The sequence below is a fragment of the Diaphorobacter sp. JS3051 genome, from assembly GCF_015832135.1.
Lineage (GTDB): Bacteria > Pseudomonadota > Gammaproteobacteria > Burkholderiales > Burkholderiaceae_C > Diaphorobacter > Diaphorobacter nitroreducens.
The window spans coordinates 2,414,333-2,430,838 of the sequence record NZ_CP065406.1; the positions used below are offsets into that span (position 1 = coordinate 2,414,333).

Below are 16,506 nucleotides of genomic sequence, written 5' to 3' on the forward strand. Positions count from 1 at the left end.
TGCACCTTGTCGTGGGGAAGGGAATGGCTGCGGCGACGGCTGGACGCCCTGCGCCGGCGCGCAGTATGGCGCGGCCGCGTGACGCCATGGCCGCAAGCGCCCGAAGGGCAGTCGGATATAGCCCGACGGGGGCACGCTGGGCACAATAGCCGCGTCCTCCGCTCCCACGCTTCGCCATGCCGCACACCGTACGCATCTGGGATTTGCCGACCCGGCTGTTCCACTGGTCGCTCGCCGTGACCACCGTCGCCCTGGTCGTCACCGCCAAGCTGGGCGGCAACGCCATGCAGTGGCATCTGCGGCTGGGCTACGTGATGCTGGCGCTGCTGGCCTTTCGCCTGGCCTGGGGCCTGGTGGGCGGACGCTGGTCGCGTTTTGCGAGCTTCCTACCCACACCCGCGCGCCTGCGCAGCCACTTCGCCAACCAGGAAGGCAAGGTGACCAGCCCCGGCCATTCGCCGCTGGGCGCACTGTCGGTCTTTGCCCTGCTGGCGGTGCTGCTGGCCCAGGTAGGCACCGGCCTGCTGAGCGACGACGAGATCGCCTTCGCCGGTCCGCTCACGCGTTTCGTTTCTGGCGAGTGGGTATCGCAGGCCACTTGGTATCACAAGGACGTGGGCCAATTCCTGCTGTTGGGGCTCGTCGCGCTGCACCTGGCGGCGATTGTTTTCTACGCCCTGGTGCGCCGTCAGGCCCTGGTGGGCGCCATGGTGCACGGCGATCGTCAACTGCCCGGGGCCACACCCGCGTCGCGCGACGATGCGCTCAGCCGCGCAGGGGCGGCCCTTGTGGCGGCTCTGAGCGCGCTGCTGGCCTGGTGGGTCGCCAGCCTAGGGGCTTTTTGAGTGCCCACAGCGGTGCGGCTACACTGGCCCCTGCCTTTTTCCATGCCGGATTCTTTCTGCACAGTGGACCATTCCCCTGACGTTACGCTGCTGAGCCCCGCCCTGCCCCACGAGATGCACGTGGTGCGCGACATCTTCCAGGAATATGCCGACAGCCTGGACGTGGACCTGTCGTTCCAGAACTTTGCGCAGGAACTTGCCACCCTGCCGGGCGAATACGCGCCGCCGCGCGGCCATATCCTGCTGGCCGAGGTGGAGGGCAGCATTGCCGGGTGCTGCGCCCTGCGACCGCTGGACACCGCCGACTACCCCAACGCCTGCGAGATGAAGCGCCTGTACGTGCGCAAGGCGTTCCGCGGCTTCGGCCTGGGGCGGCAGTTGGCCGAGGCCATGCTGGACCAGGCACGGCAGGCCGGCTATGCCTGCGTGTTGCTGGACACGCTGGACGGCATGGAATCGGCGCGTGCGCTGTATTCCGAACTGGGCTTCGAGGAAATACCGCCGTACTACCACAACCCCCTGCCGGGTTCGCACTACCTGAAAGCGGAAATTTACTAGCCTTCTAGGCCTCTAGCGCTTATCAGAAAAGCGTTAATAGCTATTCAAATAATAGCAAAGCCGCCCACATCTCGCGACGGGGCGGCGTTTCGCCTGCGGCGTGGTGCCAGCACCGGAGGCCTCCGATGCCAGCGTCAGCAGCCTCAGCCCTTGGCCTGGCCGAGCAGCGTAGCGGCGTCGCTCACCTCGAACTTGCCCGGCGCCTCAACGTTCAGTGCAACCACCTTGCCGTCCTTGACCAGCATGGAATAGCGGTTGCTGCGCAGGCCCAGGCCCTTGCCGTTCAAGTCCAGCGTCAAACCGGTGGCCTTGGCGAACGCGGCGTCGCCGTCCGCCAGCATGCGCACCTTGCCATCGGTCTTCTGGTCGCGCGCCCAGGCGCCCATCACGAAGGCATCGTTCACCGACAGGCACCAGATCTCGTCCACGCCGGCAGCCTTCAGGGCGCCCGCCTGCTCCACGTAGCCGGGAACGTGCTTGGCCGAGCAGGTGGGCGTGAAGGCGCCCGGCACCGCGAACAGCGCAATCGTCTTGCCCGCGGCGGCCTTTTGCACATCCACCGGGTTCGGGCCGAGGCTGCAGCCATTGCCCTCGACTTCCGAGTACTCCATCAGTGTGATGGCGGGCAGCGTGTCGCCGACTTGGATCATGAGAATCTCCTTGCTGGGTTGGAGGGCCCTGGCAGGATCTGCGGGCCCCAAAAAGAAAAACGACCCACATTGTGGGTCGTTTCTCGGAGGCGCGCAGACGGCGTCTGCGAAGGCTTAGAGCAGCCCAGCCTTTTGCACCAGGCGTGTGGCCACCCAGTTCTTGGTCTTGGAGAGCGGACGGCTCTCCGTGATCTCGATGGTGTCGCCCATCTTGTACTCGCCATTCTCATCATGGGCGTGGTACTTGCTCGACTTGATCATGATCTTGTCGTAGATGGGGTGCTTCACACGGCGCTCGACCAGCACGGTCACGGTCTTGGCGCGCTTGTCGCTGACCACCTTGCCAACCAAGGTGCGCTTGAGGGATTTTTTAGCTTCCGTCATGTCGGCTCCTTACTTGGCGGCTTGCTTTTCAGCAAGAATGGTCTTGGCGCGGGCGATGTCGCGGCGCGTGGCCTTCAGCGTGGCGGTGTTGCCCAGCTGTTGCGTGGCCTTTTGCATGCGCAGGCCGAAATGGGCCTTTTGCAGCGATTTGATTTCGGCTTCCAGGCCGGCCACGTCTTTTTGGCGGAGTTCAGCAGATTTCGTCATGTTGATTTCTCCTTAGGCGCCAATCTGACGGGCAACGAACGTGGTGCGCAGCGGCAGCTTGGCGGCAGCCAGGCGGAACGCTTCGCGGGCCAGTTCTTCAGGCACGCCAACGATCTCGAACACCACCTTGCCGGGCTGAATCTCAGCCACGTAGTACTCGGGGTTGCCCTTACCGTTACCCATACGCACTTCAGCGGGCTTGGTAGAGATCGGCTTGTCGGGGAACACGCGGATCCAGATACGGCCACCACGCTTGACGTGGCGGGAGATCGCACGGCGTGCGGCCTCGATCTGGCGGGCCGTCAGACGGCCACGGTCCGTGCACTTCAGACCGAAGTCACCGAAAGCCACCGAATTGCCACGCGTGGCAACGCCGGTGTTGCGGCCTTTTTGCTCCTTACGGAACTTGCGGCGAGCAGGTTGCAGCATGTTTATTCTCCTTTACCGTCCGCCGCTGCGGCAGCGGGCGCGCTCTTGACGCGCTTAACGGAATCGCCACCAGCGCCGGCAGGCTTGTCGCTACCGTCGGCAGGGGCTGCATTGGTGCCCATCGGGCGGCGGCCGCCACGGCCAGCACCGGCGCGGTCGCCTGGGCGGCCATCGCGGCGCGGGCCACGGGGACGGCGCTCTTCTTCAGGACGCGGCGTCTCCGCGGCGGGCAGGTCGTTGCGGCCCAGCGTGTCGCCCTTGTAGACCCACACCTTCACGCCGATCACACCATAGGTGGTCTTGGCTTCGGAGGTGCCGTAGTCGATGTCGGCGCGCAGGGTGTGCAGCGGCACACGGCCTTCGCGGTACCACTCGGTACGGGCGATTTCGATGCCGTTCAGACGGCCCGAGGACATGATCTTGATGCCCTGGGCGCCCAGGCGCATCGCGTTCTGCATGGCGCGCTTCATGGCGCGGCGGAACTGGATCCGCTTTTCGAGCTGCTGGGTGATGCTGTCGGCGATCAGCTTGGCATCGATTTCGGGCTTGCGCACTTCTTCGATGTTCACTGCGACCGGCACGCCCAGGCGCGTGGCGAGTTCCTTCTTCAGGTTCTCGATGTCTTCACCCTTCTTGCCGATCACCACACCCGGACGGGCCGAGTAGATGGTGATGCGGGCGTTCTTGGCGGGGCGCTCGATCAGGATGCGCGAGACGGCGGCGTTCTTCAGCTTGGCCTTCAGGAACTCGCGCACCTTGATGTCTTCGGCCAGCATGCCGGCGAAGTCACGGTTGCTCGCGTACCAGCGGCTGGCCCAGTTGCGGCTGACCGAAAGGCGAAAGCCGGTAGGATGGATTTTCTGTCCCATGTTCGTTCCTATTGGCCTTAGTTACCCACGGTCACGTAGATGTGACACGTAGGCTTGCTGATGCGGTTGCCGCGGCCCTTGGCGCGCGCGGTGAAGCGCTTGAGCGTGGTGCCCTGCTCGACGAAGATGGTCTTGACCTTCAGGTCGTCGATGTCGGCGCCGTCGTTGTGCTCGGCGTTGGCAATGGCGGATTCCAGCACTTTCTTGACGATTCCCGCAGCTTTTTTCTGCGTGAAGGCCAGGATGTTCAGGGCTTGATCCACCTTCTTGCCGCGGATCAAATCAGCGACCAGGCGACCCTTGTCCACCGACAGACGGACGCCCCGGAGGACTGCACGTGTTTCAGACATGGTCGTTCCTTATTTCTTCTGGACTTTTTTGTCCGCGGGGTGACCCTTGAAGGTGCGCGTCAGGGCGAATTCGCCCAGCTTGTGGCCCACCATCTGGTCAGTGACATAAACCGGCACGTGCTGCTTGCCGTTGTGCACGGCAATGGTCAGGCCGATGAAATCGGGCAACACCATGGAGCGGCGCGACCAGGTCTTGACTGGCTTCTTGTCCTTGGTGGCGATGGCCTTCTCGACCTTGGCCAGCAGGTGATGGTCAACAAACGGGCCCTTTTTGAGAGAACGAGTCATTTGCTACCCCTTACTTCTTGCGACGCGACACGATCATGGTCTGTGTGCGCTTGTTGTTGCGGGTGCGGTAGCCCTTCGTCAGGTTGCCCCATGGGTCAACTGCGTGACGGCCTTCGCCGGTACGACCTTCACCACCACCGTGCGGGTGGTCGATCGGGTTCATGGCCACACCGCGAACGGTCGGGCGGATGCCCATCCAGCGCTTCACACCGGCCTTGCCCAATTGGCGCAGGCTGTGCTCTTCGTTGGCAACTTCGCCGATGGTGGCGCGGCACTCGATGTGGATCTTGCGCACTTCGCCGGAGCGCATGCGCACCTGGGCATAGACGCCTTCACGGGCCAGCAGCGTGGCCGACGTGCCGGCCGAGCGGGCGATCTGGGCACCGGCACCGGGCTTGAGCTCGATGCAGTGAATGGTCGAGCCCACCGGAATGTTGCGGATCGGCAGCGTATTGCCGACGCGGATCGGGGCCTCGGAGCCGCTCACGATCGTGGCGCCCACTTCCAGGTTGCGCGGGGCGATGATGTAGCGACGCTCGCCGTCGGCATAGCACACCAGGGCGATGTGGGCCGTGCGGTTCGGGTCGTACTCGATGCGCTCCACCTTGGCAGGGATGGCATCCTTGTTGCGACGGAAGTCCACCACGCGGTAGTGGTGCTTGTGGCCACCGCCCTTGTGACGGGTGGTGATGTGACCGTTGTTGTTGCGGCCGGCCTTCTGGAACTGGGGTTCCAGCAGACCTGCAAACGCTTCACCCTTGTACAGGTGGTCACGCGAGATCTTCACCGCGCCGCGCTGGCCCGGGGAAGTGGGTTTGATCTTGATAACGGCCATGGTTTACGCAGCCTCCCCGGACAGGTTCAGCTCTTGACCTTCCTTCAGCAGCACATAGGCCTTGCGCACGTTGTCACGGCGGCCCATGCTCTTGCCAAAGCGCTTGGTCTTGCCTTTGGTGTTCACCACAGAAACGCCCTTGACCTCTACCTTGAACATCAGTTCCACGGCAGCTTTGATCTCGGGCTTGCTTGCGTTCTGCAGCACCTTGAACGTCACAGCGTTGGACTTCTCGGCAACCATGGTGGCCTTCTCGGACACGATGGGAGCAACCAACACTTGCATCAAACGACCTTCGTCAAACTTGAGCGTGCTCATGCGAACATCTCCTTGAGTTTGTCGATCGCGCCCTTGGTGACGAGCACTTTCTTGTAGTGCACCAGCGACACGGGATCTGCATAACGCGGCTCGGTCACGAACACGTTCTTCAGATTGCGGGATGCCAGGTACAGGTTTTCGTCCACTTCATCGGCGATCACCATCACCGATTGCAGGTTCATGGCCTTGAACTTGTCGGCCAGGACCTTGGTCTTGGGCGTATCAAGCTTCAGGGAGTCCACCACAGCCAGACGGCCTTCACGGGCCAGCTGCGACAGGATGGAAGCCATGCCAGCGCGGTACATCTTCTTGTTGATCTTCTGCGAGAAGTTTTCTTCAGGCAGGTTCGGGAAGATGCGACCGCCCCCACGCCACAGAGGCGAGGAGGTCATACCGGCACGTGCATTGCCAGTACCCTTTTGCTTGAAAGGCTTCTTGGTCGAGTGCTTGACCTGCTCGCGGTCCTTCTGGGCGCGCGTGCCTTGACGGGCGTTGGCCTGGTAAGCGACGACGATCTGATGGATCAGGTCTTCGTTGTACTGACGGTCGAACACGGTCTCGGGCACATCCACCTTGGACGCTGCCTGGCCCTGTTCATTCAGGAGTTCGAGCTGCATTAGTTCGCTCCTTTGGAAGCTTGCGCCTTGACAGCCGGACGCACCGTGACGAACCCACCCTTGGAGCCCGGAACAGCGCCCTTGATCAAGAGCAGTTGGCGTGCTTCGTCGATGCGAACCACGTCGAGGTTTTGCGTCGTGACGGTGACATCACCGAGGTGACCCGTCATCTTCTTGCCAGGGAACACGCGGCCCGGATCCTGCGCCATACCGATGGAGCCAGGAACGTTGTGCGAACGGCTGTTACCGTGCGAGGCGCGCTGCGAACCGAAGTTGTGGCGCTTGATCGTGCCGGCGAAGCCCTTACCGATCGAGGTGCCCTGCACGTCGACCTTCTGGCCCACGGCGAACACATCAGCCACGGGCACAGCAGCGCCAGCGGCGTACTTGCCTGCGACTTCGGGGGTCACGCGGAATTCACGGATGATTTCACCGGCTTCAACACCCGCCTTGGCGAGGTGGCCAGCTTCAGGCTTGGTCACGCGAGATGCCTTGCGCGAACCGAACGTGACCTGCAGGGACACGTAGCCATCGTTCTCTTGGGTTTTCACCTGGGTCACGCGGTTGTTGGACACATCCACCACCGTGACGGGCACTGCGTCCCCGTCATCGGTGAACAGACGCATCATGCCCACCTTGCGGCCCAGCAACCCGAGGGAGTTGCTCAGACTCATTGGTTGTTCTCCAAAACTTCCGCCGCCCCGACTTCAATTGGCCAGAACGTTTGCACGACGGGCGCTGGCCTCGACGGCTTGCACCTATGTGCGCGAAAGAAGGTTGATAAAACTCCGCATCACGCATCCAAAATTGGACGCAAAAACGCGAAGCCGCAAAGTATAACGCGGACTGCTTTTACAAGCAAGTCCGCGTTGGGGGTGCCCGGCCCACATTGAGGGCCGGGACGAAGCAAGCAACAGGAAGGGATTACTGGAGTTTGATTTCGACGTCCACGCCAGCCGGCAAGTCCAGCTTCATCAGGGCGTCCACTGTCTTGTCCGTGGGATCGACGATGTCCATCAGGCGCTGGTGCGTGCGGATTTCGAACTGGTCGCGGCTGGTCTTGTTGACGTGCGGCGAACGCAGGATGTCGAAGCGCTTCATGCGCGTCGGCAGGGGCACGGGGCCCTTGACGATGGCGCCGGTACGCTTGGCGGTGTCAACGATCTCGGCTGCAGACTGATCGATCAGCTTGTAGTCGAATGCCTTCAGGCGGATGCGGATCTTTTGCTTGGACATTGTGTATTCCTTCAGTGCTTTGCTGGATTACGCAATGATCTTGGCAACGACGCCGGCGCCCACGGTACGGCCGCCTTCGCGGATAGCGAAGCGCAGGCCTTCTTCCATGGCGATGGGGTTGATCAGCTTCACAGTGATCGACACGTTGTCGCCGGGCATCACCATTTCCTTGTCGGCCGGCAGCTCGATGGAGCCGGTCACGTCGGTGGTGCGGAAGTAGAACTGGGGGCGGTAGTTGTTGAAGAAGGGCGTGTGGCGGCCGCCTTCGTCCTTGCTCAGCACGTACACTTCAGCAGTGAAGTGGGTGTGGGGCTTGATCGAGCCGGGCTTGCACAGCACTTGGCCGCGTTCCACGTCTTCGCGCTTGGTGCCGCGCAGCAGCAGACCAACGTTGTCGCCAGCTTGACCTTGGTCCAGCAGCTTGCGGAACATTTCCACGCCGGTGACGGTGGTCTTCTGCGTGTCGCGGATACCCACGATTTCGATTTCTTCGCCGACCTTGATGATGCCGCGCTCGACACGGCCGGTCACCACGGTGCCGCGGCCGGAGATGGAGAACACGTCTTCCACGGGCATCAGGAAGGCACCGTCCACGGCGCGCTCAGGCGTGGGGATGTAGGTGTCCAGAGCTTCGGCCAGGCGCAAGATGGCGGGCTCGCCCTTGTCGGACTGGTCGCCTTCCAGGGCCAGCTTGGCGGAGCCGCGGATGATGGGGGTGTCGTCGCCGGGGAAGTCGTACTTGTCCAGCAGCTCGCGCACTTCCATCTCGACCAGCTCGAGCAGTTCCTCGTCGTCGACCATGTCGCACTTGTTCAGGAACACGATGATGTAGGGCACACCCACCTGGCGAGCCAACAGGATGTGCTCGCGCGTCTGGGGCATCGGGCCGTCAGCGGCCGAGCACACCAGGATGGCGCCGTCCATCTGAGCGGCGCCGGTGATCATGTTCTTGACGTAGTCGGCGTGGCCGGGGCAGTCGACGTGGGCGTAGTGGCGGGTGGCCGTTTCGTATTCCACGTGCGAGGTGTTGATCGTGATGCCGCGCGCCTTTTCTTCAGGGGCGTTGTCGATCTGGTCGTAGCCCTTGGCTTCGCCGCCGAACTTCTTGGCCAGCACCGTGGCGATGGCCGCCGTCAGCGTCGTCTTGCCATGGTCCACGTGACCGATCGTGCCCACGTTCACGTGGGGCTTGGTACGTTCAAACTTACCTTTTGCCATTTTCAAACTCCAAAAGAGCAATGCCTGTGTGAGGGTTTAACGTCTGCATCCGGTTGCTGGCTCGGCCCGCACAGTGCAACAGGACGGCACCGGATCGCAGATTGCAAGAAACTTGCTATAAATACAAGAGCTGCCATCGCCTATCAGATAAGCGCTAACAGCTCTTTTGGCTTACATGCCCAGCTTACTTGGCGCGGGCAGCAACGATGGCCTCGGCCACGTTGCGCGGAGCTTCAGCGTAGTGCTTGAACTCCATTGTGTACGTGGCGCGACCTTGCGTCATGGAGCGCAGCTGCGTGGCGTAGCCGAACATCTCGGACAGCGGGACTTCGGCCTTGATGACCTTGCCGCCGCCGACCATGTCGTCCATGCCCTGCACCATGCCACGACGGCTGGACAGGTCACCCATCACGGTACCGGCGTAATCCTCGGGCGTCTCGACTTCCACGGCCATCATGGGCTCGAGGATGACGGGGTTGGCCTTGCGAGCCGCTTCCTTGAAGCCGAAGATAGCAGCCATCTTGAACGCCTGTTCGGACGAGTCCACATCGTGGTACGAACCGAACGTCAGACGCACGCGAACGTCCACCACAGGGTAGCCCGCCAGCACGCCGGAGGTCAGCGCTTCTTCCACACCCTTCTGCACCGCAGGGATGTATTCGCGAGGAACCACACCGCCCTTGATTTCGTCGACGAACTCGAAGCCCTTACCTGCTTCCAGGGGCTCCAGCGTGAACACCACGTGGCCGTACTGACCCTTACCACCGGATTGGCGCACAAACTTGCCATCCACATCGGTGACGGTCTTGCGCACGGTTTCGCGGTAGGCCACCTGGGGCTTGCCCACGTTGGCTTCCACGTTGAACTCGCGCTTCATGCGGTCCACGATGATTTCCAGGTGCAGCTCGCCCATGCCGGCGATGATGGTCTGGCCCGATTCTTCGTCGGTGCGCACGCGGAACGACGGGTCTTCGGAGGCCAGGCGCGACAGGGCAATACCCATCTTTTCCTGGTCAGCCTTGGACTTTGGCTCCACGGCCTGTGCGATCACGGGCTCGGGGAACACCATACGCTCCAGGATGATGGGGTTGTCCACGTCGGACAGCGTTTCACCCGTGGTTACATCCTTCAGGCCCACGCAGGCAGCGATGTCGCCGGCGCGGATCTCGTCCACTTCGATACGCTCGTTGGCCATCATCTGCACGATACGGCCGATACGTTCCTTCTTGCCCTTGACCGAGTTGAACACGGTGTCGCCCTTGGACAGGACGCCCGAGTACACACGCACGAAGGTCAGCTGACCCACGAACGGGTCGGTCATCAGCTTGAACGCCAGCGCGGAGAACTTCTCGCCGTCGTCGGCCTTGCGGGCCAGCTTCTTCTCTTCGTCGTCGGGGTCGGTGCCTTCGACGTCAGGAATGTCCACGGGCGAGGGCAGGTAGTCGATCACAGCGTCCAGCATGCGCTGCACGCCCTTGTTCTTGAACGCCGTGCCGCACAGCATAGGCTGGATTTCAACGGCCAGGGTACGGGCACGCAGACCTGCCTTGATGTCCTCTTCCGACAAGGTACCTTCGTCCAAGTACTTGTTCATCAGCTCTTCACTGGCTTCCGCCGCAGCTTCCACCATGTTCTCGCGCCACTTCTCGGCCGTCTCCTTGACTTCCGCGGGAATGTCGGTGTACTCGAACTTCATGCCCTGAGAAGCCTCGTCCCAGATGATGGCCTTCATCTTCAGCAGATCGACCACACCCTTGAAGTTGTCTTCGGCACCGATCGGCACCACCACGGGCACGGGGTTGCCCTTCAGGCGGGTCTTGATTTGGTCCACCACCTTGAAGAAGTTGGCGCCGGTACGGTCCATCTTGTTCACGAAGGCCAGGCGGGGCACCTTGTATTTGTTGGCCTGACGCCAAACGGTTTCCGACTGGGGCTGCACGCCGCCCACGGCACAGTACACCATGCAGGCACCATCGAGCACGCGCATGGAGCGCTCCACCTCAATGGTGAAGTCCACGTGGCCGGGGGTGTCGATGATGTTAAAGCGGTGCTCGGGGTAGGACATGTCCATGCCCTTCCAGAAGCAGGTCACGGCCGCCGAGGTGATCGTGATACCGCGCTCTTGCTCCTGCTCCATCCAGTCGGTCGTGGCGGCGCCATCGTGCACCTCGCCCAGCTTGTGGGTCACACCGGTATAGAACAGGATACGTTCGGTCGTGGTGGTCTTGCCCGCGTCGATGTGGGCGGAAATACCGATATTACGATAACGCTCGATGGGGGTTTTGCGAGCCATGATGAATCCTTGGTTGATCGCTTTGGGGATCCGATCGCGCATCGATAACGCGCGACCTTTGATGACAGGGCCTCAATCAACACAGGCCGCCGCGTGCTTCAGCACGTCAGCGGCCTTTATCGTGTACCGAGGTGAACCCTTGATGACTTCCGTTTGATTAGAAACGGAAGTGACTGAAGGCCTTGTTGGCTTCGGCCATGCGGTGCACTTCGTCACGACGCTTCATGGCGCCACCACGGCCTTCGGTGGCTTCCATCAGCTCGTTGGCCAGGCGTTGGGCCATGGACTTCTCGCCGCGCTTGCGGGCGGCTTCCTTGATCCAGCGCATCGACAGGGCCAGACGGCGCACGGGACGTACTTCCACGGGCACCTGGTAGTTGGCACCGCCCACACGGCGGGACTTCACTTCGACCATCGGCTTCACGTTGTTGATGGCCGTGACGAACACTTCCAGAGCATCCTTTTCAGGCTGCTTCTGGGAGATCAAATCCAGGGCGCCATAAATGATGCGCTCTGCAACTGCTTTCTTACCGCCTTCCATGATCACGTTCATGAATTTGGACAGCTCGACATTGCCGAACTTGGGATCCGGCAGGATTTCACGTTTGGGGACTTCGCGACGACGTGGCATTTTTTACCTCTATCTTTGCTTCAGTTGGCACCGTTCCCGGCACCGCGAGAGCCATTCAGGACTCCCACTTACTCGACCCGCGCAGAACACCTGCGTTTAGGGTCACTACGCTGTGTCACCGCGCCACGCGGGAACAGCACCGAAAAATCTCAGACCGAAAGGCCCAGGGCTTACTTGGCCTTGGGCTTCTTCGCGCCGTACTTGGAGCGGGCCTGCTTGCGATCCTTGACGCCTTGCAGGTCCAGCGAACCGCGCACGATGTGGTAACGCACACCGGGCAAGTCCTTCACACGACCGCCGCGCACCAGCACCACGCTGTGCTCTTGCAGGTTGTGGCCTTCACCGCCGATGTAGGAGATCACCTCGAAACCGTTGGTCAGGCGCACCTTGGCGACCTTACGCAGAGCGGAGTTAGGCTTCTTCGGCGTCGTGGTGTACACACGGGTGCACACGCCACGGCGCTGGGGGCAGTTTTCCATAGCAGGGCTTTTGGATTTGACAACTTCGACCGTGCGGCCCTGACGCACGAGTTGGTTAATGGTTGGCATTAATACGTCCCTAAACGTGAATTGCTATAAAAAGCGAAAACGTGAAACCCTTCGGAAATTCCGAAAAGCCTTCTAATGTACCAGTTTGGAAGCGGACAGGCAATCCGGGGACGATGAACCCCCGGCTGAGCCGCCTCCAAAGCGTGGCGATTACTTGATCCAGAGGCGAATAGCGTCCCAGGCACGGCCGAAGATGCCGGCCTGTGCCACATCCTCCAGCGCCACCAGGGGCACCTCGGCCACCTGCTGCTCACCCAACTTCACCTTCAGCGCGCCGATGGCCTGGCCCTTGGTGAAGGGTGCGACCAGCGGGTCCTTGCGCACGATCTCGGTCGTGACCTTGCCCGCGCTGCCCGAAGGCACGGTGATCACGATGGCTTCGGGGCGGCCGATCTTGAGGGTGCTCTGCGTGCCCTTCCACACGGCGGGCGTGGCGGCAGCCTGGCCAGCGTCGAACAGCTTGACCGAATCGAACGCCGTGTAGCCCCAGTTCAGCAGCTTCTGGCTCTCGTTGGCGCGGGCGTTCTCGCTCGCGGCCCCCAGCACGATGGACAGCAGGCGGCGCTGCCCCACATTGGGAAACTCGCGCTTGGACGTGGCGACCAGGCAATAGCCCGCGGCGGCGGTATGGCCGGTCTTCAGGCCGTCCACCGATGGATCGCGGAACAGCAGCATGTTGCGGTTGTTGCTGTTGGAGGCGGGCGTGCCCTCGTAGCGGTACTGCTTGGTCGAGTAGTAGTGCATGTACTCGGGGAAGTCCTGCATCAGCCGGGTGGCCAGGGTGGCCAGGTCGCGCGCGGTGGTGGTGTGGCCGGGCTCGGTCAACCCCTCGGGGTTCTTGTAGGCGGTGTTCGTCATGCCCAGCGCCTTGGCCTGCTCGTTCATCAGGCGCACGAAGTTTTCCACCGTACCGCCCACACCTTCGGCCAGGGCCACGGTGGCGTCGTTACCCGACTGCACGATCATGCCCTTGAGCAGGTCGTCCACCGGAACCTGCATCTTGGGATCGATGAACATGCGCGAACCCGGCATCTTCCAGGCGCGCTCGCTCACCGGCAGGCGCTGCTCCAGCGTGATCTTCTTGGCGCGCAGTGCGTCAAAGACCAGATAGCCCGTCATGAGCTTGGTCAGCGAAGCCTGCTCCACCGGCGCGTCGATGTCCTTGGTCGCCAGCACCTGGCCGGCCGTCACGTCCACCAGCATGTAATTGCGGGCGGCGATCTCCGGCGGTTGGGGCACCTGCGCCCAGAGGATGGCGGGGGCCATCAGGGCGGCGCAGGCAAGGGTTCGCAGGGAGGACAACAGAGACTTCATGGTGGGAACAGGCACTCGGGAAACGGGAGAAGAAACGGCCCGACCGCATGGCCGGGACAAGAGAAATGGTGCCGCGCCGTCAGGGCGCGGATTGCAGGTGGCGCATGACCAGGCCCTTGAGCAGCGGTAATTGTCCGTGAAAGAAATGACCGCCCCCAGGCACAACCGTAACCGGCAGTGTCTGCGGGCGCGCCCAATCCATCACAGCGGACAGGGGCACGGTGTCATCGGCTTCGCCGTGCACGACCAGGGTGCGCAGATGGGCCTCGGCGGGTACGTCGGCCACCTTGAAACGGCTGGCCGCCGTGCCCACGAGCACGGCGCGTTCCACTGGGCGCTCGGGCCACAGCCGCGCCAGCGCGTGGCTGGTGACGAAGGCGCCGAAGGAGAAACCCGCGAGGGCAATCGGCACGGCGCCAGGCCCTTCGGGCGCCACCTGGCGGACGACGGCCAGCAAATCCTCCAGCTCACCGCGCCCTTCGTCATGCACGCCAGCGGTACCGCCGACGCCCCGGAAGTTGAAACGCACGGCCGTCCAGCCGCAGGCCACAAAGGCGCGCGCCAGGGTCTGCACCACCTTGTTGTCCATGGTGCCGCCGAAGAGCGGGTGGGGATGGGCGATCACCGCCACGCCGCGCGGCGGTACGCCGTCGGCCGCGGCATCGCGCGCAGCCTCGATGGCGCCCGCGGCGCCCGTGAGGGTCAGGCGTTCGGTCTGGGCATTCACGTTGCTATCCAATCAAGAGCTGCCCGCGCTGGATGGGAAAGCGCTGGAGCCCAAAACACTACAAAAAGGATAGTGAGCGCAAATCAGCGGCCAAGTTCCGGCGGCGTGAGCAAGCGCTCGACCACCACGCCGTTCTTGAGGTGCGACTCCACGATCTCGTCGATGTCGCTCTCATCCACGTAGGTGTACCAAGTCCCTTCGGGATAGACCACGGCGATGGGGCCGCCGGCGCAGCGGTCCAGGCAGCCCGCCTTGTTCACGCGCACCTTGCCGGGGCCCATCAGGCCTTGCTGCTTGACCAGCATCTTGCAGCGGTCAAACGCCTGCTGTGCGCCATGGTGGGCGCAGCAGTTCTCGCCGTTCGTGCGCTCGTTCAGGCAAAAGAAGATGTGGCGCTGGTAGTACTGGGGGGTGGTGTCGCTCATGGCACGATTCTAGGAGTCGCCATCGCGGCGCGACACCCGCAATACCACATAGACGAGTGCCCCATAGGGCCAGAGCCAGCCCAGCCACTGCCCCAGGCCGTAGAAGCGGATGAAGCGCCCCTGCTCCCAGGCCTGCAGCGTCTGTGCGAAGTAGGCGCTGGCGGGCGCCTGGTTGAGCAGGTTCAGGTGCAGCATCAGCGCCAGCAGCAGCAACGCCGCGCAGCCGCGCCGCGGCACGGCCGCCATCGCCAGGGCCGCCCCCAGGGCAACGAGCACGCCCATGCGGGCCGGCAGCGTGAGCCACTCCCAGGCGTGCGTGGGCCCGTAGCTCAACAGCGATGACAGCGCCGTCACGCCCACGCCCACGGCGGCCGTCGCCAGTGCGAAGGCCATGCGGCGCCCCGCATGGCGCATGACGCAGTAGCCCAGCAGGCAGGGGATCAGCAGCCCCAGCGCGACGGCCATGAGCTCGGCGCCCGGCGACAGGGGCTCCAGCGGCGCCTCGCGCACGGGCAGCCACTGCAGAAACGGCGTGTCCTGCAGCGCGTCGATGAGCGCGGCCTCCAGCCGCTCCCACATCTGCCCCAGGCCAAAGGGCAGCGCCGCCGGGAACAGCAGGGCCCAGGGCCACAGCGCCAACAGCACCAGCGCGCCGCGCGCATGCGGAACGAACCAGCGCTCGCGAAAGCGGCTCCAGCGCGCAATGGCCCCGAAGCGCTCCAGCAGCGCGGCCGCCAACGCTCCCAGCAGCGCACCGGTCGCGTTGAGCGCGAAGTCCATGTTGGACGGCACCCGCCGCGGCAGGAAGATCTGCAGGTATTCCATGCCCAGCGACAGCAGCGCACCCGCCAGTGCCGCCAACGGCACAGCCGCGCGCGGCCAGCCAGAGCGCAGGCCCGCCAGGGCCAGCAGGAACCCCAGCGGGGCATAGCCCGCGATGTTCATGTTGACGTCGAACCAGGTCCAGTACGGCGGCGGGATGCGCGCCGAGAAGAACACCCAGGGCGAGATTCCCTGCTCGCGCCACCCGTCGAACGGGAACAGGCTGGCGAAGACGATCAGCGCCGCGTAGATGAGCGCCAGAGGCCAGGCGGACGTCTTGTGCATGCCCTCTCAATCACCTCGCGCCGTGGCCGCTGCCGCCCGCCACACGCCGCCCCCATTGCGAGGAAACGAAGCCGGGCAACGCTGCAGCCGCTGCATCTCAGAACGGCTTGACGACCACCAACACCACGGCGACCAGCAGCAGCAGCACCGGCACCTCGTTGAACCAACGGAACCAGCGGTGGCTGTGCTGGTCCGCGTTGGAAGCCAGCCTGCGCAGCAGTACGGCGCAGGCGTGGTGGTAGCCCACCACCAGCAGCACCACGGCCAGTTTGGCGTGCAGCCAGCCGTTGCCCGGCCCCTTGCCGATGCCGTAGCCCAGCCACAGCCACAGGCCCAGCGCGATGGCGGGGACCGACAGCAGCGTGGTGAAGCGCAGCAGCTTGCGCGCCATGAGCAGCAGGCGCTCCCGCTCGGCCACCGACCCGGGCGCCACCATGGCCAGGTTGACGAAGATGCGCGGCAGGTAAAACAGGCCAGCAAACCAGCTGGCGACGAAGACGATGTGAAAGGCTTTGACCCAGAGCATCGGCGCAGTGTACGTGGCGGTGCCGGCGCTGCATGACCCGGTCGGGACCCGGAACCGCCATGAGGCAAAAAAAATGCCCGGAAATCCGGGCGGAAAACCCCGCCGCGTCGCAGGCAGCGGGGCCCGCTCAG

Annotated in this window: 23 protein-coding genes; 2 read left to right on the top strand and 21 right to left on the bottom strand. The window is 63.4% G+C overall.

All coding sequences use genetic code 11. The annotated features are described in order from the left end of the window. The first annotated feature begins 176 nt into the window (after nt 1–176). Together I3K84_RS11580 and I3K84_RS11585 are read left to right on the top strand one after the other, a co-directional pair. A complete protein-coding gene (locus tag I3K84_RS11580; protein ID WP_012655366.1) occupies nt 177–845 on the top strand; it encodes a cytochrome b/b6 domain-containing protein in 669 nt (222 codons plus the stop codon). Nucleotides 846–887: 42 nt separating this feature from the next. Next, nucleotides 888–1,403 (top strand): GNAT family N-acetyltransferase, encoded by a 516-nt coding sequence (locus I3K84_RS11585; protein ID WP_012655365.1) that lies wholly within the window; start codon nt 888–890, stop codon nt 1,401–1,403. Nucleotides 1,404–1,546: 143 nt separating this feature from the next. Here I3K84_RS11585 and I3K84_RS11590 read toward each other — a convergent pair whose 3' ends face one another. From I3K84_RS11590 to I3K84_RS11690, 21 genes are all read right to left on the bottom strand, one after another. Continuing rightward, nucleotides 1,547–2,053, bottom strand: a complete 507-nt coding sequence (locus tag I3K84_RS11590) for a peroxiredoxin (protein WP_041835851.1) — start codon at nt 2,051–2,053, stop codon at nt 1,547–1,549. A gap of 114 nt (nt 2,054–2,167) precedes the next feature. Continuing rightward, entirely contained in the window at nt 2,168–2,437 is a 270-nt protein-coding gene (gene rpsQ / locus I3K84_RS11595) for a 30S ribosomal protein S17 (protein WP_011803751.1), read from the bottom strand. A gap of 9 nt (nt 2,438–2,446) precedes the next feature. Beyond that, nucleotides 2,447–2,644, bottom strand: a complete 198-nt coding sequence (rpmC, locus tag I3K84_RS11600) for a 50S ribosomal protein L29 (protein ID WP_011803750.1) — start codon at nt 2,642–2,644, stop codon at nt 2,447–2,449. A 12-nt stretch (nt 2,645–2,656) separates the two neighbouring features. After that, complete coding sequence (rplP, locus tag I3K84_RS11605; protein WP_011803749.1) at nt 2,657–3,073, bottom strand: 50S ribosomal protein L16; 417 nt, start codon at nt 3,071–3,073, stop codon at nt 2,657–2,659. A gap of 2 nt (nt 3,074–3,075) precedes the next feature. After that, nucleotides 3,076–3,942 (bottom strand): 30S ribosomal protein S3, encoded by an 867-nt coding sequence (rpsC, locus tag I3K84_RS11610; RefSeq protein WP_196994543.1) that lies wholly within the window; start codon nt 3,940–3,942, stop codon nt 3,076–3,078. Between the two features lie 17 nt (nt 3,943–3,959). Beyond that, on the bottom strand, nt 3,960–4,292 hold the full coding sequence (gene rplV / locus I3K84_RS11615; RefSeq protein ID WP_196994544.1) for a 50S ribosomal protein L22: 333 nt from the start codon (nt 4,290–4,292) through the stop codon (nt 3,960–3,962). A gap of 9 nt (nt 4,293–4,301) precedes the next feature. Next, the gene (gene rpsS, locus I3K84_RS11620) at nt 4,302–4,580 is read right to left on the bottom strand and encodes a 30S ribosomal protein S19 (RefSeq protein WP_047349368.1); all 279 of its coding nucleotides are present in this window, start codon (nt 4,578–4,580) and stop codon (nt 4,302–4,304) included. 10 nt (nt 4,581–4,590) lie between these two features. After that, nucleotides 4,591–5,415 carry a 50S ribosomal protein L2 gene (rplB, locus tag I3K84_RS11625; protein WP_196994545.1) on the bottom strand — a complete coding sequence of 275 codons (825 nt, stop codon included), beginning with the start codon at nt 5,413–5,415 and terminating at the stop codon, nt 4,591–4,593. Nucleotides 5,416–5,418: 3 nt separating this feature from the next. Beyond that, nucleotides 5,419–5,733 carry a 50S ribosomal protein L23 gene (gene rplW / locus I3K84_RS11630; protein WP_196994546.1) on the bottom strand — a complete coding sequence of 105 codons (315 nt, stop codon included), beginning with the start codon at nt 5,731–5,733 and terminating at the stop codon, nt 5,419–5,421. Continuing rightward, nucleotides 5,730–6,350 carry a 50S ribosomal protein L4 gene (gene rplD, locus I3K84_RS11635; RefSeq protein WP_011803743.1) on the bottom strand — a complete coding sequence of 207 codons (621 nt, stop codon included), beginning with the start codon at nt 6,348–6,350 and terminating at the stop codon, nt 5,730–5,732. Before rplD ends, rplW begins: the two co-directional genes overlap by 4 nt. Further along, on the bottom strand, nt 6,350–7,024 hold the full coding sequence (gene rplC / locus I3K84_RS11640) for a 50S ribosomal protein L3 (RefSeq protein ID WP_011803742.1): 675 nt from the start codon (nt 7,022–7,024) through the stop codon (nt 6,350–6,352). The genes rplD and rplC overlap by 1 nt, the downstream gene beginning before the upstream one ends. A 250-nt stretch (nt 7,025–7,274) precedes the next feature. Further along, nucleotides 7,275–7,586 (bottom strand): 30S ribosomal protein S10, encoded by a 312-nt coding sequence (rpsJ, locus tag I3K84_RS11645; protein WP_003059431.1) that lies wholly within the window; start codon nt 7,584–7,586, stop codon nt 7,275–7,277. A 27-nt stretch (nt 7,587–7,613) separates the two neighbouring features. Next, a complete protein-coding gene (tuf, locus tag I3K84_RS11650) occupies nt 7,614–8,804 on the bottom strand; it encodes an elongation factor Tu (protein ID WP_011803741.1) in 1,191 nt (396 codons plus the stop codon). Nucleotides 8,805–8,988: 184 nt separating this feature from the next. After that, nucleotides 8,989–11,097: an elongation factor G gene (gene fusA / locus I3K84_RS11655; protein ID WP_196994547.1), complete on the bottom strand. Its 2,109-nt coding sequence runs from the start codon at nt 11,095–11,097 to the stop codon at nt 8,989–8,991. Nucleotides 11,098–11,254: 157 nt separating this feature from the next. Further along, the gene (gene rpsG, locus I3K84_RS11660; protein ID WP_011803739.1) at nt 11,255–11,728 is read right to left on the bottom strand and encodes a 30S ribosomal protein S7; all 474 of its coding nucleotides are present in this window, start codon (nt 11,726–11,728) and stop codon (nt 11,255–11,257) included. Between the two features lie 170 nt (nt 11,729–11,898). Continuing rightward, entirely contained in the window at nt 11,899–12,276 is a 378-nt protein-coding gene (rpsL, locus tag I3K84_RS11665) for a 30S ribosomal protein S12 (protein ID WP_003059441.1), read from the bottom strand. Nucleotides 12,277–12,426: 150 nt separating this feature from the next. Continuing rightward, nucleotides 12,427–13,590 carry a D-alanyl-D-alanine carboxypeptidase family protein gene (locus tag I3K84_RS11670; protein WP_196994548.1) on the bottom strand — a complete coding sequence of 388 codons (1,164 nt, stop codon included), beginning with the start codon at nt 13,588–13,590 and terminating at the stop codon, nt 12,427–12,429. Nucleotides 13,591–13,669: 79 nt separating this feature from the next. Continuing rightward, nucleotides 13,670–14,317 (bottom strand): alpha/beta hydrolase, encoded by a 648-nt coding sequence (locus I3K84_RS11675; protein WP_196994549.1) that lies wholly within the window; start codon nt 14,315–14,317, stop codon nt 13,670–13,672. A gap of 83 nt (nt 14,318–14,400) precedes the next feature. Then, nucleotides 14,401–14,742 carry a ferredoxin gene (locus I3K84_RS11680; protein ID WP_011803736.1) on the bottom strand — a complete coding sequence of 114 codons (342 nt, stop codon included), beginning with the start codon at nt 14,740–14,742 and terminating at the stop codon, nt 14,401–14,403. 9 nt (nt 14,743–14,751) lie between these two features. Beyond that, nucleotides 14,752–15,849, bottom strand: a complete 1,098-nt coding sequence (locus I3K84_RS11685; RefSeq protein ID WP_196994550.1) for a VanZ family protein — start codon at nt 15,847–15,849, stop codon at nt 14,752–14,754. 97 nt (nt 15,850–15,946) lie between these two features. After that, nucleotides 15,947–16,375, bottom strand: coding sequence for a CopD family protein (locus tag I3K84_RS11690; RefSeq protein WP_011803734.1), 429 nt, complete (start codon nt 16,373–16,375; stop codon nt 15,947–15,949). Nucleotides 16,376–16,506: the final 131 nt, after the last annotated feature.

Coding starts and splice junctions, on each gene's coding strand:
- rpsG (WP_011803739.1), bottom strand. CDS start 11,728: ATGCCACGTCGTCGCGAAGTCCCCAAACGTGAAATCCTGCCGGATCCC.
- rpsS (WP_047349368.1), bottom strand. CDS start 4,580: ATGACTCGTTCTCTCAAAAAGGGCCCGTTTGTTGACCATCACCTGCTG.
- rplC (WP_011803742.1), bottom strand. CDS start 7,024: ATGAGTCTGAGCAACTCCCTCGGGTTGCTGGGCCGCAAGGTGGGCATG.
- I3K84_RS11670 (WP_196994548.1), bottom strand. CDS start 13,590: ATGAAGTCTCTGTTGTCCTCCCTGCGAACCCTTGCCTGCGCCGCCCTG.
- rpsQ (WP_011803751.1), bottom strand. CDS start 2,437: ATGACGGAAGCTAAAAAATCCCTCAAGCGCACCTTGGTTGGCAAGGTG.
- fusA (WP_196994547.1), bottom strand. CDS start 11,097: ATGGCTCGCAAAACCCCCATCGAGCGTTATCGTAATATCGGTATTTCC.
- rplP (WP_011803749.1), bottom strand. CDS start 3,073: ATGCTGCAACCTGCTCGCCGCAAGTTCCGTAAGGAGCAAAAAGGCCGC.
- rpmC (WP_011803750.1), bottom strand. CDS start 2,644: ATGACGAAATCTGCTGAACTCCGCCAAAAAGACGTGGCCGGCCTGGAA.
- tuf (WP_011803741.1), bottom strand. CDS start 8,804: ATGGCAAAAGGTAAGTTTGAACGTACCAAGCCCCACGTGAACGTGGGC.
- rplV (WP_196994544.1), bottom strand. CDS start 4,292: ATGTCTGAAACACGTGCAGTCCTCCGGGGCGTCCGTCTGTCGGTGGAC.
- I3K84_RS11580 (WP_012655366.1), top strand. CDS start 177: ATGCCGCACACCGTACGCATCTGGGATTTGCCGACCCGGCTGTTCCAC.
- I3K84_RS11585 (WP_012655365.1), top strand. CDS start 888: ATGCCGGATTCTTTCTGCACAGTGGACCATTCCCCTGACGTTACGCTG.
- rpsJ (WP_003059431.1), bottom strand. CDS start 7,586: ATGTCCAAGCAAAAGATCCGCATCCGCCTGAAGGCATTCGACTACAAG.
- rplD (WP_011803743.1), bottom strand. CDS start 6,350: ATGCAGCTCGAACTCCTGAATGAACAGGGCCAGGCAGCGTCCAAGGTG.
- rpsC (WP_196994543.1), bottom strand. CDS start 3,942: ATGGGACAGAAAATCCATCCTACCGGCTTTCGCCTTTCGGTCAGCCGC.
- rpsL (WP_003059441.1), bottom strand. CDS start 12,276: ATGCCAACCATTAACCAACTCGTGCGTCAGGGCCGCACGGTCGAAGTT.
- rplB (WP_196994545.1), bottom strand. CDS start 5,415: ATGGCCGTTATCAAGATCAAACCCACTTCCCCGGGCCAGCGCGGCGCG.
- rplW (WP_196994546.1), bottom strand. CDS start 5,733: ATGAGCACGCTCAAGTTTGACGAAGGTCGTTTGATGCAAGTGTTGGTT.
- I3K84_RS11680 (WP_011803736.1), bottom strand. CDS start 14,742: ATGAGCGACACCACCCCCCAGTACTACCAGCGCCACATCTTCTTTTGC.
- I3K84_RS11690 (WP_011803734.1), bottom strand. CDS start 16,375: ATGCTCTGGGTCAAAGCCTTTCACATCGTCTTCGTCGCCAGCTGGTTT.
- I3K84_RS11590 (WP_041835851.1), bottom strand. CDS start 2,053: ATGATCCAAGTCGGCGACACGCTGCCCGCCATCACACTGATGGAGTAC.
- I3K84_RS11685 (WP_196994550.1), bottom strand. CDS start 15,849: ATGCACAAGACGTCCGCCTGGCCTCTGGCGCTCATCTACGCGGCGCTG.